General features: G+C 54.5%; 21 protein-coding genes. 9 read left to right on the top strand and 12 right to left on the bottom strand.

What is annotated here, in order from left to right; genetic code table 11:
- Window positions 1-54: 54 nt before the first annotated feature.
- Genes SC206_RS03395 through SC206_RS03405 form a run of 3 tightly spaced genes read right to left on the bottom strand, consistent with a single transcriptional unit; the run spans window position 55 to window position 4,489 of the window.
- On the bottom strand, window positions 55-1,875 hold the full coding sequence (locus SC206_RS03395; RefSeq protein WP_332734179.1) for an ABC transporter ATP-binding protein: 1,821 nt from the start codon (window positions 1,873-1,875) through the stop codon (window positions 55-57).
- 5 nt (window positions 1,876-1,880) lie between these two features.
- Complete coding sequence (locus SC206_RS03400; protein ID WP_332734181.1) at window positions 1,881-3,332, bottom strand: M81 family metallopeptidase; 1,452 nt, start codon at window positions 3,330-3,332, stop codon at window positions 1,881-1,883.
- Window positions 3,333-3,334: 2 nt separating this feature from the next.
- The gene (locus SC206_RS03405; RefSeq protein ID WP_332734184.1) at window positions 3,335-4,489 is read right to left on the bottom strand and encodes an ROK family transcriptional regulator; all 1,155 of its coding nucleotides are present in this window, start codon (window positions 4,487-4,489) and stop codon (window positions 3,335-3,337) included.
- Between the two features lie 192 nt (window positions 4,490-4,681).
- Here SC206_RS03405 and SC206_RS03410 point away from each other — a divergent pair, with 192 nt between their 5' ends.
- Genes SC206_RS03410 through SC206_RS03425 form a run of 4 tightly spaced genes read left to right on the top strand, consistent with a single transcriptional unit; the run spans window position 4,682 to window position 8,953 of the window.
- Window positions 4,682-6,223 carry an ABC transporter substrate-binding protein gene (locus SC206_RS03410; protein ID WP_332734186.1) on the top strand — a complete coding sequence of 514 codons (1,542 nt, stop codon included), beginning with the start codon at window positions 4,682-4,684 and terminating at the stop codon, window positions 6,221-6,223.
- A gap of 8 nt (window positions 6,224-6,231) precedes the next feature.
- A complete protein-coding gene (locus SC206_RS03415; protein ID WP_332734188.1) occupies window positions 6,232-7,152 on the top strand; it encodes an ABC transporter permease in 921 nt (306 codons plus the stop codon).
- Complete coding sequence (locus SC206_RS03420; protein ID WP_332734190.1) at window positions 7,152-8,018, top strand: ABC transporter permease; 867 nt, start codon at window positions 7,152-7,154, stop codon at window positions 8,016-8,018. Before SC206_RS03415 ends, SC206_RS03420 begins: the two co-directional genes overlap by 1 nt.
- A complete protein-coding gene (locus SC206_RS03425; protein WP_332734192.1) occupies window positions 8,015-8,953 on the top strand; it encodes an ROK family protein in 939 nt (312 codons plus the stop codon). The genes SC206_RS03420 and SC206_RS03425 overlap by 4 nt, the downstream gene beginning before the upstream one ends.
- A gap of 41 nt (window positions 8,954-8,994) precedes the next feature.
- Here SC206_RS03425 and dapF read toward each other — a convergent pair whose 3' ends face one another.
- Window positions 8,995-9,840 carry a diaminopimelate epimerase gene (gene dapF / locus SC206_RS03430; protein WP_332734194.1) on the bottom strand — a complete coding sequence of 282 codons (846 nt, stop codon included), beginning with the start codon at window positions 9,838-9,840 and terminating at the stop codon, window positions 8,995-8,997.
- Window positions 9,841-10,147: 307 nt separating this feature from the next.
- Between dapF and SC206_RS03435 the strand changes: the two genes are divergently transcribed.
- The 3 genes from SC206_RS03435 (at window position 10,148) to SC206_RS03445 (ending at window position 13,506) form a co-directional block, all read left to right on the top strand.
- Window positions 10,148-10,927, top strand: coding sequence for a (S)-acetoin forming diacetyl reductase (locus SC206_RS03435; RefSeq protein ID WP_332734196.1), 780 nt, complete (start codon window positions 10,148-10,150; stop codon window positions 10,925-10,927).
- A 488-nt stretch (window positions 10,928-11,415) separates the two neighbouring features.
- Window positions 11,416-12,651, top strand: coding sequence for a flippase (locus tag SC206_RS03440; RefSeq protein ID WP_332734198.1), 1,236 nt, complete (start codon window positions 11,416-11,418; stop codon window positions 12,649-12,651).
- Window positions 12,652-13,506: a glycosyltransferase gene (locus SC206_RS03445; protein ID WP_332734200.1), complete on the top strand. Its 855-nt coding sequence runs from the start codon at window positions 12,652-12,654 to the stop codon at window positions 13,504-13,506.
- A 59-nt stretch (window positions 13,507-13,565) separates the two neighbouring features.
- Here the strand turns inward: SC206_RS03445 and SC206_RS03450 are convergent, their stop codons facing one another.
- Window positions 13,566-14,456 (bottom strand): LysR family transcriptional regulator, encoded by an 891-nt coding sequence (locus SC206_RS03450; protein WP_332734202.1) that lies wholly within the window; start codon window positions 14,454-14,456, stop codon window positions 13,566-13,568.
- 108 nt (window positions 14,457-14,564) lie between these two features.
- Here SC206_RS03450 and budA point away from each other — a divergent pair, with 108 nt between their 5' ends.
- Complete coding sequence (gene budA, locus SC206_RS03455) at window positions 14,565-15,293, top strand: acetolactate decarboxylase (protein ID WP_332734204.1); 729 nt, start codon at window positions 14,565-14,567, stop codon at window positions 15,291-15,293.
- Window positions 15,294-15,318: 25 nt separating this feature from the next.
- Entirely contained in the window at window positions 15,319-17,007 is a 1,689-nt protein-coding gene (gene alsS / locus SC206_RS03460; RefSeq protein WP_332734206.1) for an acetolactate synthase AlsS, read from the top strand.
- 102 nt (window positions 17,008-17,109) lie between these two features.
- On the opposite strand, the gene SC206_RS03465 is transcribed toward alsS, so the two are convergent.
- From SC206_RS03465 to SC206_RS03495, 7 genes are all read right to left on the bottom strand, one after another.
- Window positions 17,110-18,054, bottom strand: a complete 945-nt coding sequence (locus SC206_RS03465) for an ABC transporter ATP-binding protein (RefSeq protein WP_332734208.1) — start codon at window positions 18,052-18,054, stop codon at window positions 17,110-17,112.
- Window positions 18,051-19,085, bottom strand: a complete 1,035-nt coding sequence (locus SC206_RS03470) for an ABC transporter ATP-binding protein (RefSeq protein WP_332734419.1) — start codon at window positions 19,083-19,085, stop codon at window positions 18,051-18,053. Before SC206_RS03470 ends, SC206_RS03465 begins: the two co-directional genes overlap by 4 nt.
- 8 nt (window positions 19,086-19,093) lie before the next feature.
- Window positions 19,094-20,005 (bottom strand): D,D-dipeptide ABC transporter permease, encoded by a 912-nt coding sequence (gene ddpC / locus SC206_RS03475; RefSeq protein ID WP_332734210.1) that lies wholly within the window; start codon window positions 20,003-20,005, stop codon window positions 19,094-19,096.
- A gap of 2 nt (window positions 20,006-20,007) precedes the next feature.
- On the bottom strand, window positions 20,008-21,024 hold the full coding sequence (locus SC206_RS03480) for an ABC transporter permease (RefSeq protein ID WP_332734212.1): 1,017 nt from the start codon (window positions 21,022-21,024) through the stop codon (window positions 20,008-20,010).
- Between the two features lie 145 nt (window positions 21,025-21,169).
- Window positions 21,170-22,768, bottom strand: a complete 1,599-nt coding sequence (locus SC206_RS03485; protein WP_332734214.1) for an ABC transporter substrate-binding protein — start codon at window positions 22,766-22,768, stop codon at window positions 21,170-21,172.
- A gap of 81 nt (window positions 22,769-22,849) precedes the next feature.
- The gene (gene ddpX, locus SC206_RS03490) at window positions 22,850-23,470 is read right to left on the bottom strand and encodes a D-alanyl-D-alanine dipeptidase (RefSeq protein WP_332734217.1); all 621 of its coding nucleotides are present in this window, start codon (window positions 23,468-23,470) and stop codon (window positions 22,850-22,852) included.
- 37 nt (window positions 23,471-23,507) lie between these two features.
- Complete coding sequence (locus tag SC206_RS03495; protein WP_332734219.1) at window positions 23,508-24,383, bottom strand: MurR/RpiR family transcriptional regulator; 876 nt, start codon at window positions 24,381-24,383, stop codon at window positions 23,508-23,510.
- Window positions 24,384-24,460 lie beyond the last annotated feature (77 nt).

A 24,460-nucleotide genomic window follows, 5' to 3' on the forward strand; every position in this document is an offset into this window, starting at 1 on the left:
ATATTGTAGAATAATTTTAGACCCGCGCTTTATCTTTACGTAGCAACTTTTGGATTAATTCCCCGTCGCCAATACCCAATGATCGTCGCTGATTTGCCGATAATCGCGCGCGGGCGGCTGATAACCCAGCGGACGCACCGGACTCTTCAACTCCTCCACTTTTTGCTGGCGTCTGATGCCTCGCCTAGCTGGATCAGGCACCGGCACGGAGGCAATAAGCTTGCGGGTATAGGCGTGCTGCGGATTATCAAAAATTGCCGCACGCGGGCCGATTTCGACGATTTCGCCCAGATACATCACCGCCACGCGATGACTCACCCGCTCGACCACCGCCATATCGTGGGAGATAAACAGATAGGAAAGGTTCATGCTTTCCTGCAAATCCAGCAGCAGATTGACCACCTGCGCTTTGACAGAGACATCCAGCGCCGACACCGATTCGTCGGCAACAATCATTTTTGGATTTAACGTCAGCGCGCGTGCGATGCAAATTCGTTGGCGCTGACCGCCAGAAAATTCGTGCGGATAACGCTGCATCATGTCAGGCGACAGGCCGACCTTTTTCAGCAAGTCGGCCGCTCTTTCGCGCGCTTCGACCTTGCCCGCCAGCCGATGCTGAAGGATAGGTTCGACCAGCGCGTCGCCAATTTTCATTCGCGGATTCAAGCTGGCGAAAGGGTCCTGAAAAATCATCTGCACCCGCTGGCGCAGGGTTTGCAGCTCGGGACGGCTAAGATTCATGACGTCAAAACCGTCAAAGGTAATCTCCCCGGCGTGCGGATTCATTAAACGAGTGATCGCCCGCCCCGTGGTCGATTTACCACAGCCAGACTCCCCCACCAGCGACAGCGTTTCGCCCTGATAGAGGTCAAAACTGATATTTTCCACGGCGTGAACCGCGCCAACCGGACGGGAGAAAATCCCGCCCAACACCGGAAATCGCGCCGAAAGATTTTTGACTGAGAGCAAAGGTGCAGTTTGCGTTTCAACCTTGACCCGACTCTCGCGCGGCGGCGTCGACACGCCAGTTTGCATATCAAGGGCCGGAAAACGCAGCGGATATTCGCGGCCACGCATCTCGCCCAGACGCGGCACGGCGGCCAGCAGCGCACGGGTATAAGGATGCTGCGGCGCGGCAAACAGCGTCGCCGTGTCACCACTTTCGACACACTCGCCGCGATACATCACCAACGTGCGATCGGCAATTTCGGCCACCACGCCCATGTCGTGAGTAATAAACAGCACCGCCATGCCCTCTTCCTGTTGCAGAGTCTTGATAAGGTCGAGAATCTGCCCCTGAATCGTGACGTCCAGCGCGGTGGTCGGCTCGTCGGCAATCAGCAGTTTGGGTTTGAGCGCCAGCGCCATGGCAATCATGACCCGCTGGCGCATGCCGCCCGAAAATTGGTGCGGATATTCGTTAAAACGCGCGCTGGCGTTGGGAATGCGCACTTTTTCCAGCAGCCGTAACGTCTCTTCACGCGCCGCTTTTTTACCCATTCCGCGATGCGCCCTGAGCGTTTCGGCAATCTGACGGCCAATGGTAAACGTCGGATTCAGCGAGGTCATCGGCTCCTGAAAAATCATCGCGATGTCGTTGCCGCGCACCTCGCGCATCTGCTTCTCGGAGAGGCCCAGCAAACTGCGCTGATTTAATAGCACCTTGCCGTCAATTTTGCTGCCGCGCGCGTTTAGCAGCCGCATTATTGACAGCGAGGTCACGCTTTTACCCGATCCTGATTCACCCACAATCGCCAGCGTTTCGCCCGGATAAACCTCGAAAGAGAGATTGCGCACCACTGGCAACCACGCCTCGTCGCCTTGAAACGAGGTGGTCAGATTCTCAACCTGCAAAACGGGCTGCGCAGCGGTCATAGTGGTTATCCTTTATAGGCGGAAAGAGACGAGCGGGCCGACAGCAAAACCTTGGGTTCAAAGGCAAAGTCTCTGTCAAAGGGGAAGGTCGGCACGGTTTTTCGCAGGCGCGGCAGGCGTTCGACGAACTGATCGACCACGCCGTTGGAGAGCGCCATCAGGTTAGGTTGGGCGATAGGCGCCAGCTCGGGCGAAAGGTAGCCCGACTTGACCACCACGATTTTCGCCTGCTGCGGCGATAACCCGAGCTGGGTGAAATCGGCAATGTTGTGATAAGGCCTGCGGCGAGCAGAGACCACGACATTGATGCCGTCAATGCGCAGCACGGCCTGACGATCGGCGGCGTTGGCTCCATGATGTAAACGTAGTACGGTAAATTCGCCACTCACCTGTGGGCTTGACGGGTCAAGCGATGCGCCTAGCGTCACATTAAGTTTTGCGCCCTCGCCCGCCTCGAAAGCCGCGTCGGTGGCAGGCAAATCGGTGATTCCCGCCACCAGCGTTTCCGTCGCGCCCTGCGTAATCAATTCGGCCAGCACATCGGCGCGATCGCCCACGCCGCCGCCCGTCGGGTTATCGCCCGAATCGGCCAGCACCACGGGACGCGTCTGGCTGGCAATGGCCTCTCTTACGCAAGCTTCCGGCGTGTCGGTTTGGCAGCCAAAAACAAAATCTTCCCGCGCGTCCCAGTAGGCCTGCGCCAGTGTAGTCGCCTGCTGTTCAAGCACGGCGCGATCGGTGCCGGTAAAAATCGTCGCCGCCGTGGCGCGTGGCTCATCGGCCCACACGTAACCGACCATTAACGAGCTGTCCCAAACGCCGTCAAGCTGGTCAATTTCCGGCAATCGCGCATAAAGGCTTTTCGCGGGTTCATCCTCCGTACTAGTGCGTTCGCCCGGCAACACCACGGGGATCGGCACCCATAACAGCGTCGGTTTCACGCCGGTTTGCAGACTTTTCACCAGCATCGTGACCGAACGCCGCATTGTTTCTTCAACATCTATATGGGGCGCAGTGCGGTAAGTCGAAAACATATCAATCGCATCAATGATTTGCTGCGACACGTTACCGTGCAAATCGTAGCTCACGCTGATGGGGCAGTCTGCACCTGCGACTGCACGCGCGGCGGCTATCCAGTCGCCTTCGGCATCTTCCATGCCTTCCACATACATCGCACCGTGCATCGCTAAATAGATGCCGTCGTACGGTTTTTGCGCTTCCAAACCTGCCAGCATTTCGGCTTTGAAAGCCTCATAAGTGGCGCGGGAAACGGGTCCACCGGCAATAGCGCGGGCATGCACGGTGGGCAGAAAAGTAGCCGGATAATCTTTTAAAAATTCAAAATACGAGGCGGCCAACAGCGCGTCACCACGCACCACGCGAAAATCTTTTTCTTCATTAAGAACAGGATTATAGGTGCTGCATTCTATGTGGATACCGCCTACTGCAATACGCATGATTACCTCAACGAAAGTTCAGGGCCATCCAGAAAACGGTGGGCAGCAATACTCGCCGCAGCGCGCACCCAGGTCTCTTCATCGATGGCAAAAGTTTTCACCGGCGTTAGGCCAGCAAATCCGGGCAAGACGTTGTTTTCAATCGATTGTTGCACCACCGTGCCAAGCAGTCCGTCAAAGGCGGCGGGCTGGTGGGCAATTAAAATCAGGCTGGGGTCGATAATCTGGATTAAATGCGCAATCGCTAAACCCAACGCCGACCCGGCACGATGCAAAATTCTTATCGCCGCCGCCGAGCCGCCTACGGCCAGCTGTTCCAGCGCGAGTAAATTATCTATTTCCAGGCCCTCTTCACGCGCCATATCCGTAATGGCGTTGAGCGAGGCAAGGGTGTCGAGGCAGCCACGTTTGCCGCAGCGGCAGGGCGTGCCGTTTAATTCCATCGTGCAGTGCGCGATTTCGCCCGCACCACCGTGCAGGCCGCGATGCAGTTTTCCGGCGATAAACGAGGCGCTGCCGATACCCGCGCCGTGGCTCACCAGCGTGAAGGTTTCCAGCTCTTTTGCCTGTCCGAAACGTTTTTCACTGACCGCCAGCGCTTTGGCATCGTTTTCAATAAATACGTCGATGCCGGTGGCCTCTGTCACCAGCTCGGCCAGGGGCACGTTTCGCCAGCCCAATAGCGCCGACTGTACGCAAATCGCCTGATTTTCATCGATAAAACCTGAAAGCGTGACGCCCATGCCCTGCACATTTGCGTTGGCGTGTGGATGTTCACGCAGCAGCTCGGGCAAAGTCCTGGCAATATTTTCGGCCAACAATTGGGGATCACGGCTCAGCGCGCCCATTTCAAACTCTGCGCGGGCCAAAATATCGCCGTCTAGATTGATAAGCGCCAGCTGCGCGGGATCCTGCAACAGCGAAACGCCAATAAAATAGGCGCCTTCCGCGCGCAGCAGCAGCTTCACGGCGGGCCTGCCCTGCCCCGTTCCGTTAACCGTCGACGCTTCCCGCAGATATCCGGCCTCCAGCATCTCGCGAATAATTCCGCTCATTGCCGCCTTGCTGAGGCCACAGCGCTGTGCCAATTCGGTGCGGCTTAAGCCACCAGCGGCACTGATCGCACTGAGAATTTGTCGCTGTAGCGAAGTTAGCATTCTGTTTTCTGACTCTCATTTTTAGCTCATCTGCCTTGACATTAAACACCTAAAATGAATATATCAAGGTTAATTAGTTCACAAATTTAACTAAAGAATCATACATAAGCATTTCATATGAAATAAACATCATGACTTTGTAGAGAATGTCTCAAAGGCAATTTTCGCCTCTCCCCTTGGCAAGGAAAATCTATGACAGGTTTCAATACTCTAGGCACTCCGCGTCGTTTAACGCTGCTCGGCTGCGCGCTTTTTGCCGCTCTCGCTTCTCCTTTGCAGGCCGCCACGCTTACGGTGATGCAAAATGAAGCGCCCCGCAGCATGGATCCGGGTAATCAAACCGCCACTTTTACCGCGACGGTGCTGGATCCGATGTATGAAGGATTGCTGAAGATGTCACCCGAGCTGAAGCTGGAGCCGGCGCTCGCCACGGCCTGGAGCAGCGACGCCAGCGGATTGGTGTGGACCTTTACCTTGCGCAGCGGCGTCACGTTTCACGATGGCACGCCGTTTAATGCCGATGCCGTGGTTGCCAACTTTGCCCGCCATCTGGATGTAAAACGCGGGCTTGCGGCCAGCGGACGATTACGCACTTTTATCGACAGCGTCAGTAAAGTCGATGACAACAAAGTGGTATTCAAGCTCAAAAAACCTTATCCCGCGTTTCTAAATCTGCTGACCACCGGCGCATGTTTAATGGTGAGTCCGACGGCGGACAAGGCCGGTACGCTTGACAGCAAGGCGGTCGGCACCGGCCCGTATGAAATGGCGCAATACAAAAGCGGCGAGTTCGTACTGGAACAGAAAAACCCTCATTACTGGGGCAAATCCGCCGGCCCGGATGACATAAAATGGACGTGGAGCGCGGAATCCTCCGTGATGAATATGGCGCTTCAGGCCGGTGAAGCCGACGTTATCAATCCTGTGCCGCCGCAGTTTGCTCGCGTATTGAAAAACAATCCGAAATTCCAGCTGCACGAAAGCCCGGGCGCGTCCGTTTTCTGGGTGGCGCTCAACACTCAGCTCAAGCCATTGGATGACGTGCGCGTGCGTCAGGCGCTTAACTTCGCGACCGACCGCGACGGATTAGTGCGGGCGATCATGTCCGGTTTCGCCACGCCAGCCAACTCGCCGCTCGCGCCTATCACGCCGGGATACGACAAAACGCTCAACCCTTATCCGCTCAATCTCGACAAGGCAAAAGCGCTGCTGAAAGAGGCCGGTTACGCCGACGGTTTCACCATGTCGATCGCCGTGCAGGGCGCTGATGCGCGCATTGGTCAGGTTCTGCAAAGCATGTGGGCCAAGATTGGCGTCAAACTTGACGTTCGCCAGATGGAAAGCGGCGTGTGGACCAAAGCCGCCTTCGCCGACGCGGCCGGTAAAAAAGCCGATGCAACAGGCGCGGTGCTGGCTTCGTGGTCATCCGGCGTAAACGGCGCGGATCTCCAATTGCGCCCGCTTTACTACAGCGGCAGCTTTGCACCGACCGGGGCCAATCTCGGCTTCTTTAGCGATGCCAAACTCGATAAATTGCTCGACGATGCCGCCTCGACGCTCGACGTCAACGCGCGTAATCAGCTTTACGTGCAGGCGCAGCAGGAGATTAACCTTCAGGCGCCGCAGGTGTTGCTCTACTATCAGAACGACCTTTACGCCACCGGTGCCAACGTCTCGAATGTCTGGATGATCCCGGGCGGTAACGTCATCGTCAAAGACGCGCATAAAAGCTAGGACGTGCCATGAAAGCCTATCTCGCCAAAAAACTGCTGGCTTTTCCGGTGATCCTCATCGGCGTGTCGCTCCTGATTTTTGTGTCGATCCGCGCGCTGCCGGGCGATCCTGCGCGCATGATGGCCGGACCGGAGGCCACGCAGGAAGCGGTCGATCATATGCGCACGCGCCTCGGCCTCGATTTGCCGATCGCCGTGCAGTACGGCCATTTTGCCCGCGATATTTTGCACGGTAATCTCGGGCTTTCATTGCAATCACAGCAGCCGGTGACGCAGGAGATTGGCGAGCGACTGCCCTACACGCTGGCGCTGGCGGTGCTGGCCTATTTTCTGGCTATCGTAATTGGCGTGCCAGCGGGCATGGTGGGCGCGGTTTATCGCAATCGCTGGCCGGATTACGGCGTCATGCTGCTGGCCATTGCCGGTGCCTCGATAGCGAATTTCTGGCTGGGGCTGATGGCGATGAACACCTTTTCGGTGCAGCTCGGCTGGTTGCCTTTGCTCGGCGCAACCTCCTGGAAAAGCTACATTTTACCCTCCATTACGCTGGCGGTGCTGCCGATGGCGGTGATGGCGCGCATGACCCGCTCGAGCATGCTCGACGTGCTGTCGGAGGATTATATCCGCACCGCGCGCGCCAAAGGGCTGTCGGCGATGCGCATCTATTGCAGCCACGCGTTTCGCAACGCGCTGATCCCGATTGTGACTATTGTCGCGCTTAACTTTGGCAGTCTGGTCGGCGGCGCGGTGGTCACCGAATCCGTGTTCAACTGGCCCGGAATTGGCCGGCTGCTGGTAGATTCGGTGCGCTATCGCGACTATCCGGTGATTCAGGGCGTTGCGCTGGTGGCCGTCTGCGGCGTGGTCATCATGAACCTGCTGGGCGAACTGATGATCGCCCTGCTCAATCCCAAAATAAGGTTTGATTGATGAGCGCAGTCACTGCTGTCGAAACGAAAAGAAAAAGCCGCAGTCAGCTGTTTTTGCGCTGGTTATGGCGTCATCCGGCCATCACTTTTGGCGGCGCGCTGGTGGCCGCTATCGTGCTACTCGGCCTGTTCGCCCCCTTTATTACTCATTATTCGCCTTACACACAGGATTTGATCGACACCCTGCTACCGCCGTCTGCCGATCACCTTTTTGGAACCGATGACTATGGCCGCGACATCTTTGCCCGCGTGATTTATGGCGCGCGGATATCCATTATCGAGGTGGTGCTTTCAGTCGGGTTGGCGATGATCATCGGCATTCCTCTGGGTGTGCTGTCTGGCATGGCGGGACGCTATATTGACTTGATTATCATGTGGTTGATGGACATGCTGTTTGCCTTTCCGGGCATCGTGCTGGCTATTTTGGTGGTCAGTATTCTTGGCGGCGGACTGATTAATTTACTGATTGCCATCTCGCTGTTTGCGATTCCGGTTTATGCGCGACTGAGCCGTAATCTGACGCTCGGCCTGAAACGCATGGAATACGTCGAAGCCGCGCAGGCGCTGGGCCTGTCATGGTATCGCATCGTGGTTCATTATATTCTACGCAACGCCATCGGGCCGATTATAGTCCAGTCAACGCTGACCGCCGGTACTGTCATTCTTGCCGCCGCCAGCCTCTCTTTTCTTGGGTTGGGCGTACAGCCGCCGCTGCCGGAATGGGGTACAATGATGAGCGATGGTCGAAACTTTCTCGGCATAAATATTTATCTCTCGCTGTTCCCCGGTCTGGCTATCATGCTGACCGTGCTAGGATTTAACGTCTTGGGCGACGGGTTACGCGACTTACTGGACAAGCGTTCATGATGGTTAATACAGGCACGGTGGTATTTTGTGCCGATATCGGTGGTTCATTTATCAAGTTTGGAATTTCGCGTCAGCAGGGTGAAGTCACCGTGCTGGCTAAAGTCGCGACGCCTACCCAATCCTGGGACGAATTTGTGCTCGCGCTGCAAATGTTGCTGACCGAGCACGGCAGCGACGTGCCTGAAGATACGCCGCTGGCGATTTCAACCGCCGGACTGGTGTCGCCGCAAAGTGGTGAGGTGATGGCCAGCAATATTCCGTGTTTTGCCGAACACAATCTTGCCGCCGAATTGACTCAGCAGCTTAAGCGCAGGGTCAGCGTCGCCAATGACGCCGACTGTTTTGCCTTGGCCGAAGCGCACGTCGGCGAAGCGATGGGCATGCCGGTAGTGATTGGCATTATTCTCGGCACGGGCGTGGGCGGCGGCGTGGTATTTAACGGCCAGCTGGTGCGCGGACACGGCGGCGTGACCGGCGAATGGGGTCATGGCGCAATCACTCGCACCGAACTGGTTATCGATAACGAATTAGTCAAGATCCCGCGCCTGCCCTGCGGCTGCGGACAGGTCGGATGCCTGGATATGCTTGGCGGCGCGCGCGGAATCGAGCGTTTACATTTCGAACTCCACCAGCAAACGCTCGACAGCTTTGAGATAATTAGCGGCTGGGAAGAAGGCAACGTGCAGGCCGCACAGACCTTCAAAGCGTGGGTGATGCTGGTCGGCGAGCCGCTGGCGCTGATGGTGAATATTCTCGGCCCCACAAAAGTCGTCGTCGGCGGCGGCCTTGCTACAGTCGTTCCGCTCATCGCCGCCCTCGACCAGCAGGTTCGCGGCGCAACGTTGCACAACTACCCTTCTCCCCTGATCGTCCCCGGCAAATACGCCACCCAAGGCGGCCTCGTCGGCGCATCCGTATTGGGCCGCCAGCGCTGATTACAAGAGTCACAATTTCCTTGCAAGGCTGACTGCCTTTATTACTTCAAATCATAAAAGCAGTCGGCATCGAGGGTGATGGAGGCGATTTTCTGTACCGGGCCGCGCATGTTGACCATGAAATCACCCGAGAATGAGATGGCGAGTTGGCCGCCGGGCATGGTGACGGTGACATTGTCGTCAACAAGTCCGAGTTTGCGCATTGCACTGGCGGCGGCGCAGCTGCTGCTTCCCGAAGCCAGCGTGTAACCCGCGCCGCGCTCCCAAATGCCGATGCTGATATTGGCGCGGTCAATCACTTCAACGAACTGCACGTTAGTGCGCTTCGGGAAAATCGCCAGCGTTTCTATCTCTGGCCCGAGCTGATGCACCAGCGGCAAATCGAGTTTTTCAACGCGCACAACACAGTGCGGATTGCCCATCGACACCAGCGTCACGTTAAGTTCATGACCGCCAACCACTAGCGGCTGGTCGAGCATCTCCTCGCCTTCCACATGTGCGGGCAAGGCCGACGGCGTAAATTTTGCCTGCCCCATATCGACAATAATCTGGTGCGCGCCGTCGGTCACTTCGCAGCTAACCTGTCCGCCGAGCGTGTTTACCAGAAAAGGCGCATGACCGACGCGTTTGATATCAAACAGGTAGCGAGCATAAATTCGCAGGCCGTTTCCGCTTTTTTCCGCTTCGGAACCATCAGGATTAATGATACGAACGCGTGGAACCTCTTCGTCGTCAATATCAATCAGCAAGCCATCGGAGCCAATGCCATAATTTCTGTCGCAAATGCGGCTGATCTGCTCAAGAGTAAACTGCGCCGCGACGCTTTGATGACAAACCAGATAGTCGTTACCCAAGCCATGATAACGGTGAAAAAGTGATGAGTTCATAATACGTTTCGCTCATTGTTAAGGTGTTTTTCAGAGATAAAAAGAGAATACACCAAGGTTTCGACAGGAGGTAGCGGCGCCCGTTTTACGGTTTATTCTATTAACGCCACACGGCTATAAGATTAAAAAAGTTGAAAATCTTGCCCAAGATCAATGAAAAGTTGAATGCCCTTAACATTATTTGCACATCTTAGCTTATAGGCGTACACATGATAGCAGCTCACGTAACCGTAGAAAGCACGAATAACCCTACGATTACGCGCAGCCTCCTGAATGAAAAACACAATACACTCATGAGGATAGCGATATGTCTACAAATGGAAAAGTTGCGCTGGTTACCGGTGCGGGTCAGGGAATTGGTCGAGCCATTGCATTGCGTTTAGCCAAAGACGGATTTGCCGTCGCGGTCGTCGATTTCAATGCTGAAACGGCAAGGAAAGTCGCGGAAGAGATTAATCAGTCGGGCGGAAAGGCCATCGCACAGGTTGCCGACGTGTCGGATAGGGATCAGGTTTTCTCCGCCGTCGACGCGGCCAAACAACAGCTGGGCGGCTTTGATGTGATTATCAATAATGCCGGCATTGCGCCAACCACGCTCATCGAAGACATCACCCCCGAGATTGTCGATAAAGTCTACAATATCAACGTCAAAGGCGTTATCTGGGGCATTCAGGCCGCCGTTAAAGCCTTTAAATCCTTGGGTCACGGCGGCAAAATCATCAATGCGTGTTCCCAAGCAGGCCACGTAGGTAATCCGGAACTCGCTGTCTACAGCTCCAGCAAATTTGCCGTGCGTGGGCTGACCCAAACCGCCGCGCGCGACCTGGCTTCGCTGGGCGTCACCGTCAACGCTTACTGTCCCGGCATTGTCAAAACGCCGATGTGGGAAGAGATTGATCGTCAGGTTTCTGCCGCTGCGGGTAAACCGGTAGGTTATGGCACGCAGGAATTTGCCAAAAATATCACCTTGAAACGCCTTTCCGAACCCGAAGACGTCGCCTCGTGCGTCTCTTACCTCGCCAGCTCAGACTCAGATTATATGACAGGCCAATCTTTGCTGATCGACGGCGGTATGGTCTTCAACTAACGTTGAAATTGACCCATTCTGGGCTTTAACGTGTTTAGTCTCTAACAAAAGGTAAGTTGGCAACGCGTTTAACTGATTTTCTCGCGTTGACCTGACATCGTGTTCCTAGCCCGCAGCCCTCACCGGTTGGCGGGCTTTATTTGGCTTGTAAAATTGTTTGGCTTATAAAAACAGTACACGCTGTTTTTGAAAACCGGCCTGATTGAATGTCTCTTATAAAGCGCACAGTTAACTGATTAAAAAAGGTGAAACTTGAAAAGTTGCGCGCAATAAGGCTACACTGCCAAAGTGAATTTTGTGACGGGGATCGATTAAAACCCGCAATGATTGAGAAGAAGTGTTGGGATTCTGTAAGTATCGGACATTACTAAAGATACTATCAGGAAATTCTGAATAATTTGGTCAAGGCGATAATGTTTTTGAGTAACAAATACTCATAGAATTATTACCTGGACTTAATGACGTTTTTATTTTGGGAGTATCATTTTGTGAACAAAAATATGGTGAAAAATATATTATCGCTCTTTATGATTCAGGGTGCTGGATATATTTTACCCCTCATCACGCTCCCCTATCTGGTCAGAGTCCTTGGACCAAGCCAATACGGTATTCTCGGCTTCTCTTTTGCGTTTGTTCAATACTTTACGCTGATCGTTCAGTACGGTTTCGACCTCTCCGCCACCAATAAAATCGCCATTAACAAAGATAACAAGACCTTGGTCAGTCAGGTTTTTTGGGGCGTGCTGTTCTGTAAAACCGTATTGATTGTGTTGAGCGCCATTGCGATGTTTATCATCGTGCAGTTTATTCCCAGTATTAAAGAATACGCTACGGTCATTGTGGTTTCTTATACCTCGGTTATCGGTGCTGCTTATTTACCCGGCTGGCTGTTTCAAGGCATGGAAAAAATGGGCTGGATGGCGATTTCCAATATTGTCGCCAAAGTCGTTACTCTGCCATTTATATTTATTCTCGTGCATTCGCCTGCCGATACCTGGATTGTCGCCCTCGTTACGGGTATGGGATTCATTTTAGGTTCACTGTTCAGTTTTTATATGATCTATCGCGAAAAATGGATTGAATGGAGTCTGCCAAGTTACCCGCAAATAAAAGAGATGATCCACGACGGCCGCTATATTTTCCTGTCAAATATTGCCGGCAGCGTTTATGTCAACAGTATTCCCGTATTCCTCGGCTTTGCCGCCGGTCCGGTAACGGTCGGTATTTATGTTGCGGCAGACAAGATTCGTATGGCGATTCAAGGCCTGATGGGTCCTGTAACGCAGGTGTTTTATCCGCGAATCAGTTCAGTAATGGCGACCAATAAAGAGCAAGGCTTCAAGATGATCCGCAAGCTGCTCTACGGACAAAACGCCATCGTGCTGGCGATTTCGCTGCTGCTGATGGGCTTTGCTCACGAAATTATTACCGTATTTTATGGCCCGACCTATCTTCCTTCCGTGCCGGTTCTGATGATTCTGGCTCCGATGATTTTCTGTATTAGCGTGAGCACCGTGCTCGGCGTTCAGGGTATGTTAATCATTGGCATGAAAAAGGAATTCAGCCAAATACTCTGGTTTGGTGCGGTGCTGAATACCGTGGTTATCTTCCCGCTTATCTGGCTGTCGGGCGCAAGCGGTGCCGCTATTTCCGTGCTCGCTACCGAAGCCATCGTCGCGCTGTTGATTATATATAAAACCAAATCCATATGGAGACGTTCTTAAATGTCGAGTGAACAAGCTAGCGCCCCGTTAACACCTCTGGCTGGCGTAGTGGTTTGGTTTAATCCAACGGCGATAGAAGTCGAGAATATAAAATCTTATTTAGATTTTGTGCAAAACCTGTACGTGGTAGATAACTCCGCGGGGGATAATTCCTCGTTACTGGCCGAGTTGGACCAGCAAACCGGTAAAGTTGTTTATATCGCCAACCGCGATAACCTCGGTATTGCTACGGCGCTAAATAAAGGTTGCCAGCGGGCGTTGGAGAAAGGTTATCAGTGGATCCTAACCATGGACCAAGACTCCAGCTTTAATTCGCAGGCGATGACCACCTTTATCGCAGAGTTTGAAAGCAAGCGCCTAGAAGACCCGTCTATTGCCGTCTTTACGCCGCTCACTAATGAAGAACAGGCGCCAGGATATTCTTTAAGGGTAATAACCTCGGGCAATTTGCTGAGCCTCGACGCTTATAAAAAAATCGGTGGCTTCGATGACGAGCTCTTTATCGACGAGGTAGACCACGACCTTTGCTATAAGGTGACGCAAAACGGCTACAAGATTTTCAGCTTTGCCAACGTCCATATGGAACACAAGCTGGGAAATACGCAGCTTCATCCTTATCTTTTCAAACGCGCCATGTGGGTGATGCATCACGGCGCGGTGAGAAAATATTATATTGTTCGCAACCGCCTGATAATGCGCGATCGCTTTCCGGAATTCACGCAGGATTACGATAAGTTCAATAAACAGCTGCTGATTGGCGTGATCTTCTTCGAAAAACAGAAGCTGCTGAAACTGCGCTACATGTTTAAAGGTTACCGCGACTATAGAAAAAAACGTCTGGGGAAAATGCGTTAAACGCGGGCTCTCACTGATCTCCAGACTGTTTTCCATGCTGATGTCCCCACTGCTGCACCCTACTCCACGCGCAGCGGCGACATTAAATTAAGCAGGTGCTGAGCCGCCTTTCCCTGGGCGGTTCGTCGCCACGCCAGCGCGATTTGGGTGGTGATTCGCTGATTGGCTAACGGCAGACAACAGACGTTGGCGACGTCGATTCTCCCCAAAGATGCGGGCACCAGCGCATAGCCAAAACCGGTCGCCACCATGCTTAAGGACGAGGCAATTTGCGGACATTGCTGGCCCAATTTCGGCGTAAATCCGGCCTCTTCGCAGGCGGCAATCACGGCATCGTGCAGGCCCGGAGACAGTTCGCGCGGAAAAGTAATCAGCGTTTCATGTTGTAATTCAGCCAGCGACACACTCTCGCCGCGACTCAGCGGATGCATTTTCGGCAGCGCCACCACCATCTCTTCGTCATCAATCACCCGCACGTTAAAATCTTTGCTGCGCTCGCACGGCAGGCGCACAAACGCCAAATCAATCACGCCTTCACTCAGCGCCGTCATTAATCCAGACATATCGCGCTCCTGCGGCTCCAGCGTCACGCCGGGATATTTGTCGCGATAACGATGCAACAACGAGAAAACTTGCGGATTAAACGCCGACGAACTGGCAAAGCCAATACGTAAGAATCCTTGCATGCCGCGCGCCACGCTGCGGGTGCGCTCGAGGGCTGCGTCAGACAATTTGAGAATGATTAACGCGTCTTCATAAAGCACCTTGCCGGCTTCCGTAAGCTCGACGCCTCGTGTTAATCGCTTGAGCAACGACGTGCCCACTTCATGCTCAAGCCGTTGTATTTGCTGGCTCAGTGGAGGTTGTGAAATCCCTAGTCTTTCTGCGGCGCGGGTGAAATTTGCCGTTTCGGCGACGGCAACGAAATAGCGCAGATGGCGAAGTTCCATATCAAAAACGTCTCAAAGTAAACATTCTTTAATATTGGAACCTTAAGGCAAATAGCGTCAACCTTAAGTTAATCTAATTAATGTTGCTGGATATTCCGGAGCGCCAAAATGACCCCTCTTTCTGTTTCCGTTCCCAATGTGCTTTACCAAACTTCGCTAATGAGCGCCCTGCTCAGCGGCGTTTACGAGGGCGAAACCACCATGGCGCAGCTGCGCGAGCATGGTGATTTCGGTATCGGGACTTTTAATAAACTCGACGGCGAGCTGATCGCCTTTGACGGCAATATCTTTCAATTACGCGGCGACGGCACCGCGCGCCGCGCCAATCCGCAGCAGCAAACGCCGTTCGCCACCATGACATTCTTTAATCCGACGAATGAATATCGCATCGAGCGTCCTCACACTCGCGAGGAGCTGCATCAGGTGATCGATAACGTCGTCGCCAGCCAAAACGCCTTCTGCGCCATGCGCATTAACGGCAAATTCAGCCGCGTGGATACGCGCACCGTGCCTGAACAAGAGCGCCCGTACAAGCCGATGCTTGAAGCGGTAAAAGAGCAGCCGACCTTCCATTTCGACAATATTGAAGGTGTTTTGATTGGCTTCTTAACGCCGGAATATATGCAGGGCATCAATGTGGCGGGTTACCACGAGCATTTTATCAATGATGCGCGCTGTAGCGGCGGCCACGTGCTGGATTATCAAGTTGACCACGGCACGCTGACGTTCGGCACCGTCGAAAAACTGATGATTGATTTTCCGCATGACAAAGATTTCCTGCGCGCCGACCTGTCGCCCGAGAATTTGCAGGAAGCCATCCGCGCCGTAGAAAGCTAACAGCCGCCGTTTAGGGAGCAGCAAAATGAACAATTCAGACCACACCGACAACCAAAAAAATGAATGGACCTGCGGCGCAGATCTCGTCGTTGCGCAGCTTGAAGCGCAGGGCGTGAAACACGTTTTCGGCATTCCAGGGGCCAAAATTGACCGCGTTTTCGACTCGTTGGTCGATTCAAAAATCGAAACCGTCGTGGTGCGCCACGAGGCCAACGCCGCCTTTATGGCTGGCGCGGTTGGCAGGCTGACCGGAAAAGCGGGCGTCGCGCTAGTCACCTCCGGACCCGGCTGTTCGAACCTCATTACCGGCGTTGCTACCGCCAATTCCGAGGGTGACCCGATGGTCGCGTTAGGCGGTGCCGTTAAACGAGCGGACCATTTAAAACAGGTTCACCAGACTATGGACACGGTTTCAATGTTTCGTCCGGTGACCAAGTATTCGGCGGAAGTAACCTCCTCTTCCGCGCTGGCCGAAGTGGTCGCCAACGGATTTCGCGCCGCGGAATTCGGCAGACCGGGTGCCTCTTTTATCAGCCTGCCGATGGACCTGATTAATAAGCCAACCCGTGGCAAGCTGCTGACCTCTTATTCGCCGACGCTCGGCAGCGCGCCACACGGCGCAATTTTGCAGGTGTCGCGGATGTTGCAACAGGCGAAAAATCCGGTGCTGCTGCTGGGGTTGATGGCGAGCCAGCCGCGCAATGCCGAGGCGATTCGTCGGCTATTGAAGAAGAGTAATTTGCCGGTGACCAGCACCTATCAGGCGGCGGGCGTGATCGACCAAAGCGCGTTTCATCGCTTCGCGGGCCGTGTAGGATTATTTAACAATCAGGCTGGCGATCGCCTGCTGCGCAACGCCGACTTAGTGATCACTATCGGCTACAGCCCGGTGGAGTATGAGCCGGAGAAATGGAGCAACGGCACGGCCGAGCTGGTGCATATTGATGTCACGCCAGCCGAAACTGACAGCCATTACCAGCCAGAGATTGAACTGGTGGGCGATATCGCCGACACCCTCGACCTGCTTAACGACCAAATCGCCGAGCAAATCGTGCTGAGCCCTGCGGCTATCGACATCCTCGAAGAGCGCCGTTTACAGCGCCAACTGCTGGACCAGAAAGGCCGCAGCCTCAATCAGTTCGCCATTCACCCGCTGCGGTTAGTGCGCGCGATGCAGGATATCGTCAACAGCGACGTGACACTTTGCGTCGACATGGGCAGTTTTCACATCTGGATCGCCCGCTATCTGTACAGTTTCCGCGCGCGTCAGGTGCTCATTTCCAACGGCCAGCAGACGATGGGCGTGGCGCTGCCGTGGGCAATCGGCGCGGCATTGGTAGATCCGGGTAAAAAAGTGGTCTCGGTTTCAGGCGATGGCGGTTTTATGCAGTCGAGCATGGAGCTGGAAACCGCGGTCAGGCTTGGCGTCAACCTGCTGCATATCATCTGGGTCGATGAGGCCTACAACATGGTGGCGATTCAGGAGCAGCAGAAATATCAGCGTACTTCAGGCATCCAGTTTGGCCCTATAGATTTCAAAGCCTATGCCGACGCCTTTGGCGCGAAAGGTTTTGCGGTCACCTCGGCCGATTCGCTGGAACGCACGCTCCACGCCGCCATGGACGTTCAGGGCGTGTCAGTGGTCGCCATTCCGGTCGATTACAGCGACAACGCCCTGCTAATGAGCCAGCTGAATATGAATGAAATATTTTAAGGGACCATTTTAAATAACGAGATTGAAATCTGGAATACCGGCCTCTTCTCTCAACGATCTACTCAGTGAAGGGGCCGATTTGGTGTTGGCGAAATATCATCCTCAGCTGGCGCGATGACAGCGCACCGCCGCGCCTGAAAGATTGACCCGCAAATCTTGCGGCAGCTCACAGCCATTGCCGGCGTACGGGCAGCGTTCGCGGAAAAAACAGCCCTGCGGCAAGTTTCGGTTGCTCGGTAGTTCGCCTTTTCTGTCCTCCTGTCCGTCATCCAGCGAACGTCCCGCTTTGGGCACCGAATCGAGCAGCAAACGGGTATACGGATGCTGAGGATGTGTCAGCACTTTTTCTGCCGGACCCAGCTCGACGATTTGTCCGAGATACATCACCGCAACGCGATCACTCATGTGCCGCACCACGGAAACATTGTGAGAAATCAGCACGTAAGTCAGATTGCGTTCGCGCTGAAGCCGCACCAGCAGATTGAGAATTTGCGCCTGAACCGAAATATCCAGCGCCGAGGTCGGCTCGTCGAGCACGATAATATCCGGCTCTGACGACAATGCGCGGGCAATCGAAATTCTTTGCCGCTGTCCGCCGGAAAACTCGTGCGGCAGGCGATCAAGATATTCCTTGCGGATCCCGACCTGCTCCGCCAATTTTTCGGCCAACGCACGGCGCTCGCTGACCGGATTATGTTTTTGCACATACACCGGCTCAGTGATAATTCGCCAAATCGGCAGGCGCGGATCCAGCGAAGACTGAGGATCCTGAAACACCATCTGCATGCCGGATCCGAACCACGATCGGTCAGATCGCGCGCGCAGCAACTCTCCGCTGCTCGGCTTTTGCAGGCCCATCAATAGCTGCGCCAGCGTACTTTTTCCACAGCCAGACTCGCCGACAATGCCCAGCGTTTCGCCGCGCATGATATTGAGATCCAGCCCGTTTAAGGCGTGAACATAGCCTTTCGGCTTGCCGAGCCAGTTATATTGCGCAGCAAAACGCACTCGAATATCTTGAAGTTCAATTAACGCATCGACATTCATCTCAGCGGCTCCTGAGTCATTTCTGCGGCTTCGCGTTGCGGATGCCAACATGCAACCTGTTGTTGCGAATGAATATAAAGCGACTCGACAGTTAGAGGCGACAACGCGGGCGACTGCTGACACTGCGCGTCGCCGTGGGTGCAGCGTCCGCGAAACGCACAGCCGGTAGGCAGTTTTGCCAGATTAGGCACCGTGCCCGCAATCGCTTTCAGTTCGCTGCGCGGCTCGCCGTTTTCGGGCGCGGCCTGCATCAAACCAATTGAATACGGGTGCGCCGGATGGGCAATGACCTCCTCGGTCGCGCCGCTTTCGATGACGTTACCGGCGTACATCACGTAAACGCGGTCGCAAAGTTGCGAAACCACCGCCATATCGTGCGTGATAAACAGCACCGCCGTGCCGCTAGAACGCGCTTTGCGGCGCAGCAGCCGTAATACCTGTCGCTGCACGGTGACGTCGAGCGCGGTAGTCGGTTCGTCGGCAATAATCAGCTCGGGCTCGCAGGAAAAAGCCATGGCAATCAACACTCTCTGGCGCATACCGCCTGAAAGCTCAAACGGATAACGCTGCATCACCTGCGCCGCATCGCCGATTTGCATCTCTTCCAGCAGGTTTTGCGCCTTTTTCTCGGCCTCTTTTTGACTGATTTTTTGATGCAATCGGATCACTTCACACATCTGTCGGCCAATTTTTCGGGTCGGATTCAGCGCATTCATCGGCTCCTGAAAAATCATTGCAACCCGCGCGCCGCGCAGCGTTCGCATCTGTTTGTCGCTGGCGTTGACGACGTCGGTGCCGAGCAGGCGCAGCGCGCCGGATTTAATAATAAAACTGTCGTCGGGCAGCAGGCGCATCGCCATCATCGCCGTCACGGATTTTCCCGAGCCTGATTCTCCCACCACGCCAACAATTTCACCCGCGTTGACCCGTAGCGACACGTCATTCAGGGCGCTAATTTCACCGCCATAAACCGGAAACGCCAGCCGCAGCCCTTCTATTTCCAGCACCGGCCGATTGTGTTGTTCAGTCATCATAATGGTTAGCGCCCTCGGCTTTTTGGATCAAGCAGGTCACGCAACCCGTCACCAAACAGGTTGAAACCCGTCGCGGTAATCAGGATTGCCATGCCCGGAAAGGCGGAATACCACCACTGATCCAGAATATAGTTACGCCCGTTGGAGACCATCGCGCCCCATTCGGCGGTAGGCTGCTGCGCGCCGAGGCCGATAAAGCCCAGCGTGGCGGCCATCAAAATCGAGGTGCCGATATCCAGCGACGCCTGCACCACCAGCGGCGGCAACACGTTTCGTAAAACGTGCCAGGTGATCAGGTGCCAGCGCGACGCACCAAAGGTTCGCGTTGCCTGCATGTAAGCCTGATGGCGCAGCATTAAAGTCTGGCCGCGCGCCAGCCGCACATAAAACGGGATGCGCACAATCGCGATCGCCAGCATGGCATTAAACAGGCTAGGTCCAAGCGCGGCGGCCAGCGCCATGGTTAATACCAGCGACGGCACGGAGAGCATGATATCCATGCAGCGCATGATCAGCGCGTCAACAATGCCGCCCATCACGCCCGAAAAACAGCCCAGCATCGAGCCGATGCTGCCCGCCAGAATCACCACCGCCAGCCCCGCCGCCACCGATTGCTGGCTGCCCATTAACACCCGGCTAAACAGGTCGCGCCCAACTTCATCGGTGCCGAACCAGTGGCTGCTTGAAGGCGCCTGTAGACGCGCGGTGAGATCAATGGCGTTGGGATCGTGAGGCACCAACCACGGCGAAAAAAGCATTAAAAACAGGACGATCAGCATGATCGCCAAGCCAAAAACGGTCAGCGGACTGCGGCCCAGCTGGTGCGCCGTCTTGCGCCACGAGGCGAAACGCGGTTTAACTTCCGGCGGCACGATATCGGCGCGATGATTGTCGACGCCCGGTTCAATCAATGACATTTTCACCCCACTCTGCCAATACGCGGGTCAATCCACACGTAGAGTAAATCCACCAGCAGGTTCACCAACACGTAGGCGAAAGAGACCACCACGGCGAAGCCCATAACGGCTGGGAAATCAAGCGCCTGAATCGAGCTGACCACGTATGCTCCCATTCCCGGCCAGGCAAAGACGGTCTCGGTAAGCACTGCGCCATACAGCAAATCGCCCATCGCCAGCCCTAAAACGGTCACCGACGGAATCAGCGCATTCGGCAGCGCGTGAGACAAAATCACCCGCCATTTCGACAGCCCGTTGGCCCGCGCGGTACGAATATAGTCTTCGCCCATCTGCTCCAGCATGGCCGAACGAATCTGCCGCGCCACCACGCCCATGTGAACAAAAGCCAGCGTCAGCGCAGGCAGCAGCAGGTGTTGCAAGCTGTTCCACAGCGCCTCGTGATTGCCGGTCAGCAGCGAATCAAGAACATAAAATCCGGTAATTGAGGTCGGCGGATCCAGCCAGTCATCCAGCCTTCCACCGCCCGGCAGCAGGTTTAAATGACCGTAAAACAGGATGATAACTCCAAGACCCAGCCAAAAAGCGGGGGTCGAGATGCCGATAACTGACAGCATGCGCACGATGTGGTCGGGAAATTTGTTGCGATAAACCGCCGACAGCACGCCAAGCGGCACGCCGAAGAGAATCGCCAGCAGCAGCGCGCTAAACGCCAGCTCCAGCGTTGCCGGGAAAAACGCCCGCAGATCTTCCAGCACCGGACGGCCAGTACGAATCGAGGTGCCAAGATTGCCGTGCAGCAGATCCACCACATAGCGATAAAATTGTACGTACAGCGGCTGATCGAGACCGAGCTGCTGGCGCATGTGTTGCACCATCTCGTTGCTGGCGCGATCGCCGGCCAGCAGTCTTGCAGGGTCGCCCGGAATCAGGTGCGAGATGATAAAAGTGATCACGCAGACCCCTATCATCACCAGCACCAATCCCCAGCAACGCTGGCGAATAAGGGTCCAGAAAGTCATCGTTAGCCTCTGAAAATCATCGTTACCCCAAACGAGGCACCGAAAACGGGATTTCGGTGCCGTGAGTGACTTACCTTCCTAAATTACTTCCATAACTCGCCTTTTAAAAATAACTATTTCAAATTAGTGAGTTAGCAACAGGTTTCTACTCTTTATGCATCTGCGCGACGTTAAATACCTGCTCAAGCATGGGATTGAAAACGAAGCCTTTCAGATCTTTATTCATCGCCACCTGATAGTTTTTCTGGAACAGATAAACGTAAGCGGCCTCATCAATCACGATTTTCTGCGCCTGCTGGTAGTAGTCAGTGCGCTGTTTCTGATCCGCGACTGACACCGCTTTCTTCAGCAAATCATCAACCTGCGGATTGGAATAGAAAGAACGGTTGCCCGGCAATCCTTTCTTATCTGATTCAAACCAGTAGTTCATAAACATGTACGGGTCGGCGAAATCCGGGCTCCAGTTACCGATCGAAATGTCATAATCGCCCTGCCCGATTCGGTCGCGCATCGTGGCGTTGGCGAGTTTTTCGAGCTTCACTTTCACGCCTGCCGTCGCAAGACTGGCCTGCACGGAGAGCGCGATCGGTTCCCAGTTCGGGTCGCTGTCGGAATAGAGCAGGTCGAGGGTGTCGGGCGCTTTAGCCTTGGCGAGCTCGGCTTTTGCTTTCGCCGGATCGTTGCTGTACTGCATCGCCTGCGGATCGTATCCCCACATGCCATCAGGGATCGGGCCGCGCATCTGCTTGGCGTTGCCACCCAAAATGCCGTCAACGATCCCTTTATAATCCACTGCGTAGGAGACAGCGCGACGTAAATCGACCTGATTCATCGGCCCTTTTGCGTTATTGAGATACAGATAGGTCACACGCAGCGACGGGTATTCGTTAACCGCGACCTTATCTTCTTTCTTCAACGCCGCCAGCTGGTCGATAGGCAGGGAATCGGCGACATCAAGGTCACCGCGCGACAGCTGCAGGCGACGACTCGAACTTTCGCCGATAATTTTTACCGTCACCCGTTTGAACGAAGGTTTTGGCCCGCTGTAATATGTGTTGGGCACCAGCACCAGCTGCTGGCCTTTCTGCCAGTTGCTGAGTTTATAAGGGCCGGAACCGGCGGTATGACTGGAAAGCCAGGCTTTGCCCTCGTCGGCAGGATTGGCCTTGGCGATGGCCGGATTCACAATTCCCGCGCCGTCATTCGCCAAGGTATAAAGGAAAGGCGCGAAGATAGTTTTCAGCGTGAAACGCACGGTCATCGGGTCGACCACCGCCACCTGCATATCTTTCGGGAAGGCTTCCGACGGACCTTGTGCAATTTTCATCAAACGATCAAACGACCATTTCACCGCCTCGGCATTGACCTCGGTTCCATCATCAAATTTAGCGCCCGATTTGAGTTTGAAGGTCCAGACCAGACCATCGGCAGACGAAGTCCAGCTTTCTGCCAGATCGCCCTCAACCTGTGTCGATCCCGTTTTATAACCAACTAAACGTTGATACGCCGGATAGGTCACCGTCCAGTCGTTGTTATCAATGGTGACGGCCGGATCCAGCGTTTGCGGGTCGGCCGCCTTGCCGATCACCAGCATATCTTTTGGCACCGCGGCGTTGGCAGGCAGAGAACTTCCCGCGAGCGCCACCAGCACGGCAGCGGCTACGATTGTTTGAGTAGTGAATATTGTTTTAGTGGTGAATTTAGTTTGAGAGGTGAACACTTTTTTTGCTGTGAAAATAGGCATCGACAAACTCCCGGTGATTGAATGGCAATAAACATTTAATTTGCAGTAAACAGCTTTAAAACATCAAGTTACCGCCAAGAATCAGGCCAGATCGGTGGCGGAATAGCAGTCAAAAATGTCAGTTAGCAACGGATATGAAATCGAATTAGGCAGCTCAAAGTGCCACCATTCCGTCGGCATGCCGATAAATCCACCGGCCGCCATCACGGCATTGAGCAGCAGCCGATTGCGCTGAATCTCGGCGGGTAAATGCGGATAAAACGGGTGCGATCTTTCGGTCATTTCGTCAAAACCCGCGCCCATATCCAGCTCAACGCCGTGCTCGTCGAGCAGTGTCAAGTCAACCGCCACGCCGCGACTATGATGCGAACCGATGCTGATATCCGCCACGTAATCCGGGTCCGGCAGCACGGCCCAAAAGATCTTTTGCGCCTGCTGTGGCCGATAGGCATCCAAAATCTTGAGGGTAAAACCGGCCAGCTGCGCCACCTCGAAGCAGCGGCTCAGCGCCTTGGCGGCGTCGGGATGCAGCAAACAACGATTTTCGCAGTAGACTTTGCGACCCGTGAGGTTGTCATCGGTGGCGTATTTCATGTCAATCACGGCGAGCGGTAATAGCTCGGCGACATCAATCATGGCAATCTCCTGACCGCCTTCGCCCGACGCATTAATCGCACTTTCACTCTTAAGCTGCTCACTCATAATCAGTTTCACTTCCCCTGTTGAATAAAATTTTCTGTCAGGATTCAAATTGCCCGAACTCTTTCTGCAACAGGCGATTGGTCGCTAAACGCTGTTCAACCTCGTCGCCGCGCAGTTCAAGCACGGCGGAACAGAGTAGGTTAAACAGACAGCTGAGCGGTGCCATCGAATCCCAAAACTGGCCGGTGTCATTTTTTATCTGAAGTAAATCAACCGGATAATCATGCGCCCACGGGCAGTAAATATCGGTAATTAACGCCACGCGCAGGCCACGATCACAGGCGGCCTTGCAATATTTTTGCGCGGTAACGGAATAGGCGCGGGTATCAGTCACCACAATGTAAGGCGCGAAGAACTCGGAATTTAACGACTCCACGTACGTGCCAGACTGACCGTCCGCAAAGTAAACCTGTGGCCGCAGATATTCCAGATTGCTGTAAAACGCATTGGCAATGCCGCGAACCGATTGAATACCAAGGATAAAAACCGCATCAGCTTCAGCCAGCCCACGGCTGATACGACTAAAGCTGTCGCTTTGTGTCAGCTGGTAAACGTGCTGAATAGCTTCAAGCTCAAGCGTCAGACCCTGTTCAAACTTCTGCTGTTGTGGCTGCTCGCTTCGTTTTCGATAAGCGCCAAGCCGGTCGGTCACCACCCAAGGTTGATACAGCGCGCCGCTGCTTTGCTGGCGCAACGTCTGTTTAAAATCATCGAGATTGCGATAACCCAGGCTGCGTAGGTAACGCCCAACCGAGATCCCGCTGGTCGCCGCGCTGCGGGCAATGCTATCAGCGGTTTCAAAAGGGATCTGCGCCAGATTCGCCAGCAAATAACTGGCGATGCGCTTCCCCGTTGGCGTTTGTCCGGCCAGCGAGCCTTGGATTTGTGCAATCACATCGAGATTATCGGCCATACGCCCCTGTTGGTTTGTTATCAGAATCACAGATGCTGTTAGTTGATTAACAAAGCAACCGCCGTGCCAATCTAATA

This window comes from Rouxiella sp. T17 (genome assembly GCF_036663475.1).
Taxonomy (GTDB): domain Bacteria; phylum Pseudomonadota; class Gammaproteobacteria; order Enterobacterales; family Enterobacteriaceae; genus Rouxiella.

Excerpts from the sequence above, each read along its gene's own strand:
- SC206_RS03400 (WP_332734181.1), bottom strand. The coding sequence starts at position 3,332 with ATGCGTATTGCAGTAGGCGGTATCCACATAGAATGCAGCACCTATAAT.
- SC206_RS03485 (WP_332734214.1), bottom strand. The coding sequence starts at position 22,768 with ATGCCTATTTTCACAGCAAAAAAAGTGTTCACCTCTCAAACTAAATTC.
- SC206_RS03445 (WP_332734200.1), top strand. The coding sequence starts at position 12,652 with ATGTCGAGTGAACAAGCTAGCGCCCCGTTAACACCTCTGGCTGGCGTA.
- budA (WP_332734204.1), top strand. The coding sequence starts at position 14,565 with ATGACCCCTCTTTCTGTTTCCGTTCCCAATGTGCTTTACCAAACTTCG.
- SC206_RS03395 (WP_332734179.1), bottom strand. The coding sequence starts at position 1,875 with ATGACCGCTGCGCAGCCCGTTTTGCAGGTTGAGAATCTGACCACCTCG.
- SC206_RS03420 (WP_332734190.1), top strand. The coding sequence starts at position 7,152 with ATGAGCGCAGTCACTGCTGTCGAAACGAAAAGAAAAAGCCGCAGTCAG.
- SC206_RS03450 (WP_332734202.1), bottom strand. The coding sequence starts at position 14,456 with ATGGAACTTCGCCATCTGCGCTATTTCGTTGCCGTCGCCGAAACGGCA.
- SC206_RS03435 (WP_332734196.1), top strand. The coding sequence starts at position 10,148 with ATGTCTACAAATGGAAAAGTTGCGCTGGTTACCGGTGCGGGTCAGGGA.
- SC206_RS03410 (WP_332734186.1), top strand. The coding sequence starts at position 4,682 with ATGACAGGTTTCAATACTCTAGGCACTCCGCGTCGTTTAACGCTGCTC.
- SC206_RS03495 (WP_332734219.1), bottom strand. The coding sequence starts at position 24,383 with ATGGCCGATAATCTCGATGTGATTGCACAAATCCAAGGCTCGCTGGCC.
- SC206_RS03470 (WP_332734419.1), bottom strand. The coding sequence starts at position 19,085 with ATGACTGAACAACACAATCGGCCGGTGCTGGAAATAGAAGGGCTGCGG.
- dapF (WP_332734194.1), bottom strand. The coding sequence starts at position 9,840 with ATGAACTCATCACTTTTTCACCGTTATCATGGCTTGGGTAACGACTAT.
- SC206_RS03480 (WP_332734212.1), bottom strand. The coding sequence starts at position 21,024 with ATGACTTTCTGGACCCTTATTCGCCAGCGTTGCTGGGGATTGGTGCTG.
- SC206_RS03405 (WP_332734184.1), bottom strand. The coding sequence starts at position 4,489 with ATGCTAACTTCGCTACAGCGACAAATTCTCAGTGCGATCAGTGCCGCT.
- SC206_RS03415 (WP_332734188.1), top strand. The coding sequence starts at position 6,232 with ATGAAAGCCTATCTCGCCAAAAAACTGCTGGCTTTTCCGGTGATCCTC.
- SC206_RS03465 (WP_332734208.1), bottom strand. The coding sequence starts at position 18,054 with ATGAATGTCGATGCGTTAATTGAACTTCAAGATATTCGAGTGCGTTTT.
- alsS (WP_332734206.1), top strand. The coding sequence starts at position 15,319 with ATGAACAATTCAGACCACACCGACAACCAAAAAAATGAATGGACCTGC.
- ddpX (WP_332734217.1), bottom strand. The coding sequence starts at position 23,470 with ATGAGTGAGCAGCTTAAGAGTGAAAGTGCGATTAATGCGTCGGGCGAA.
- ddpC (WP_332734210.1), bottom strand. The coding sequence starts at position 20,005 with ATGTCATTGATTGAACCGGGCGTCGACAATCATCGCGCCGATATCGTG.
- SC206_RS03425 (WP_332734192.1), top strand. The coding sequence starts at position 8,015 with ATGATGGTTAATACAGGCACGGTGGTATTTTGTGCCGATATCGGTGGT.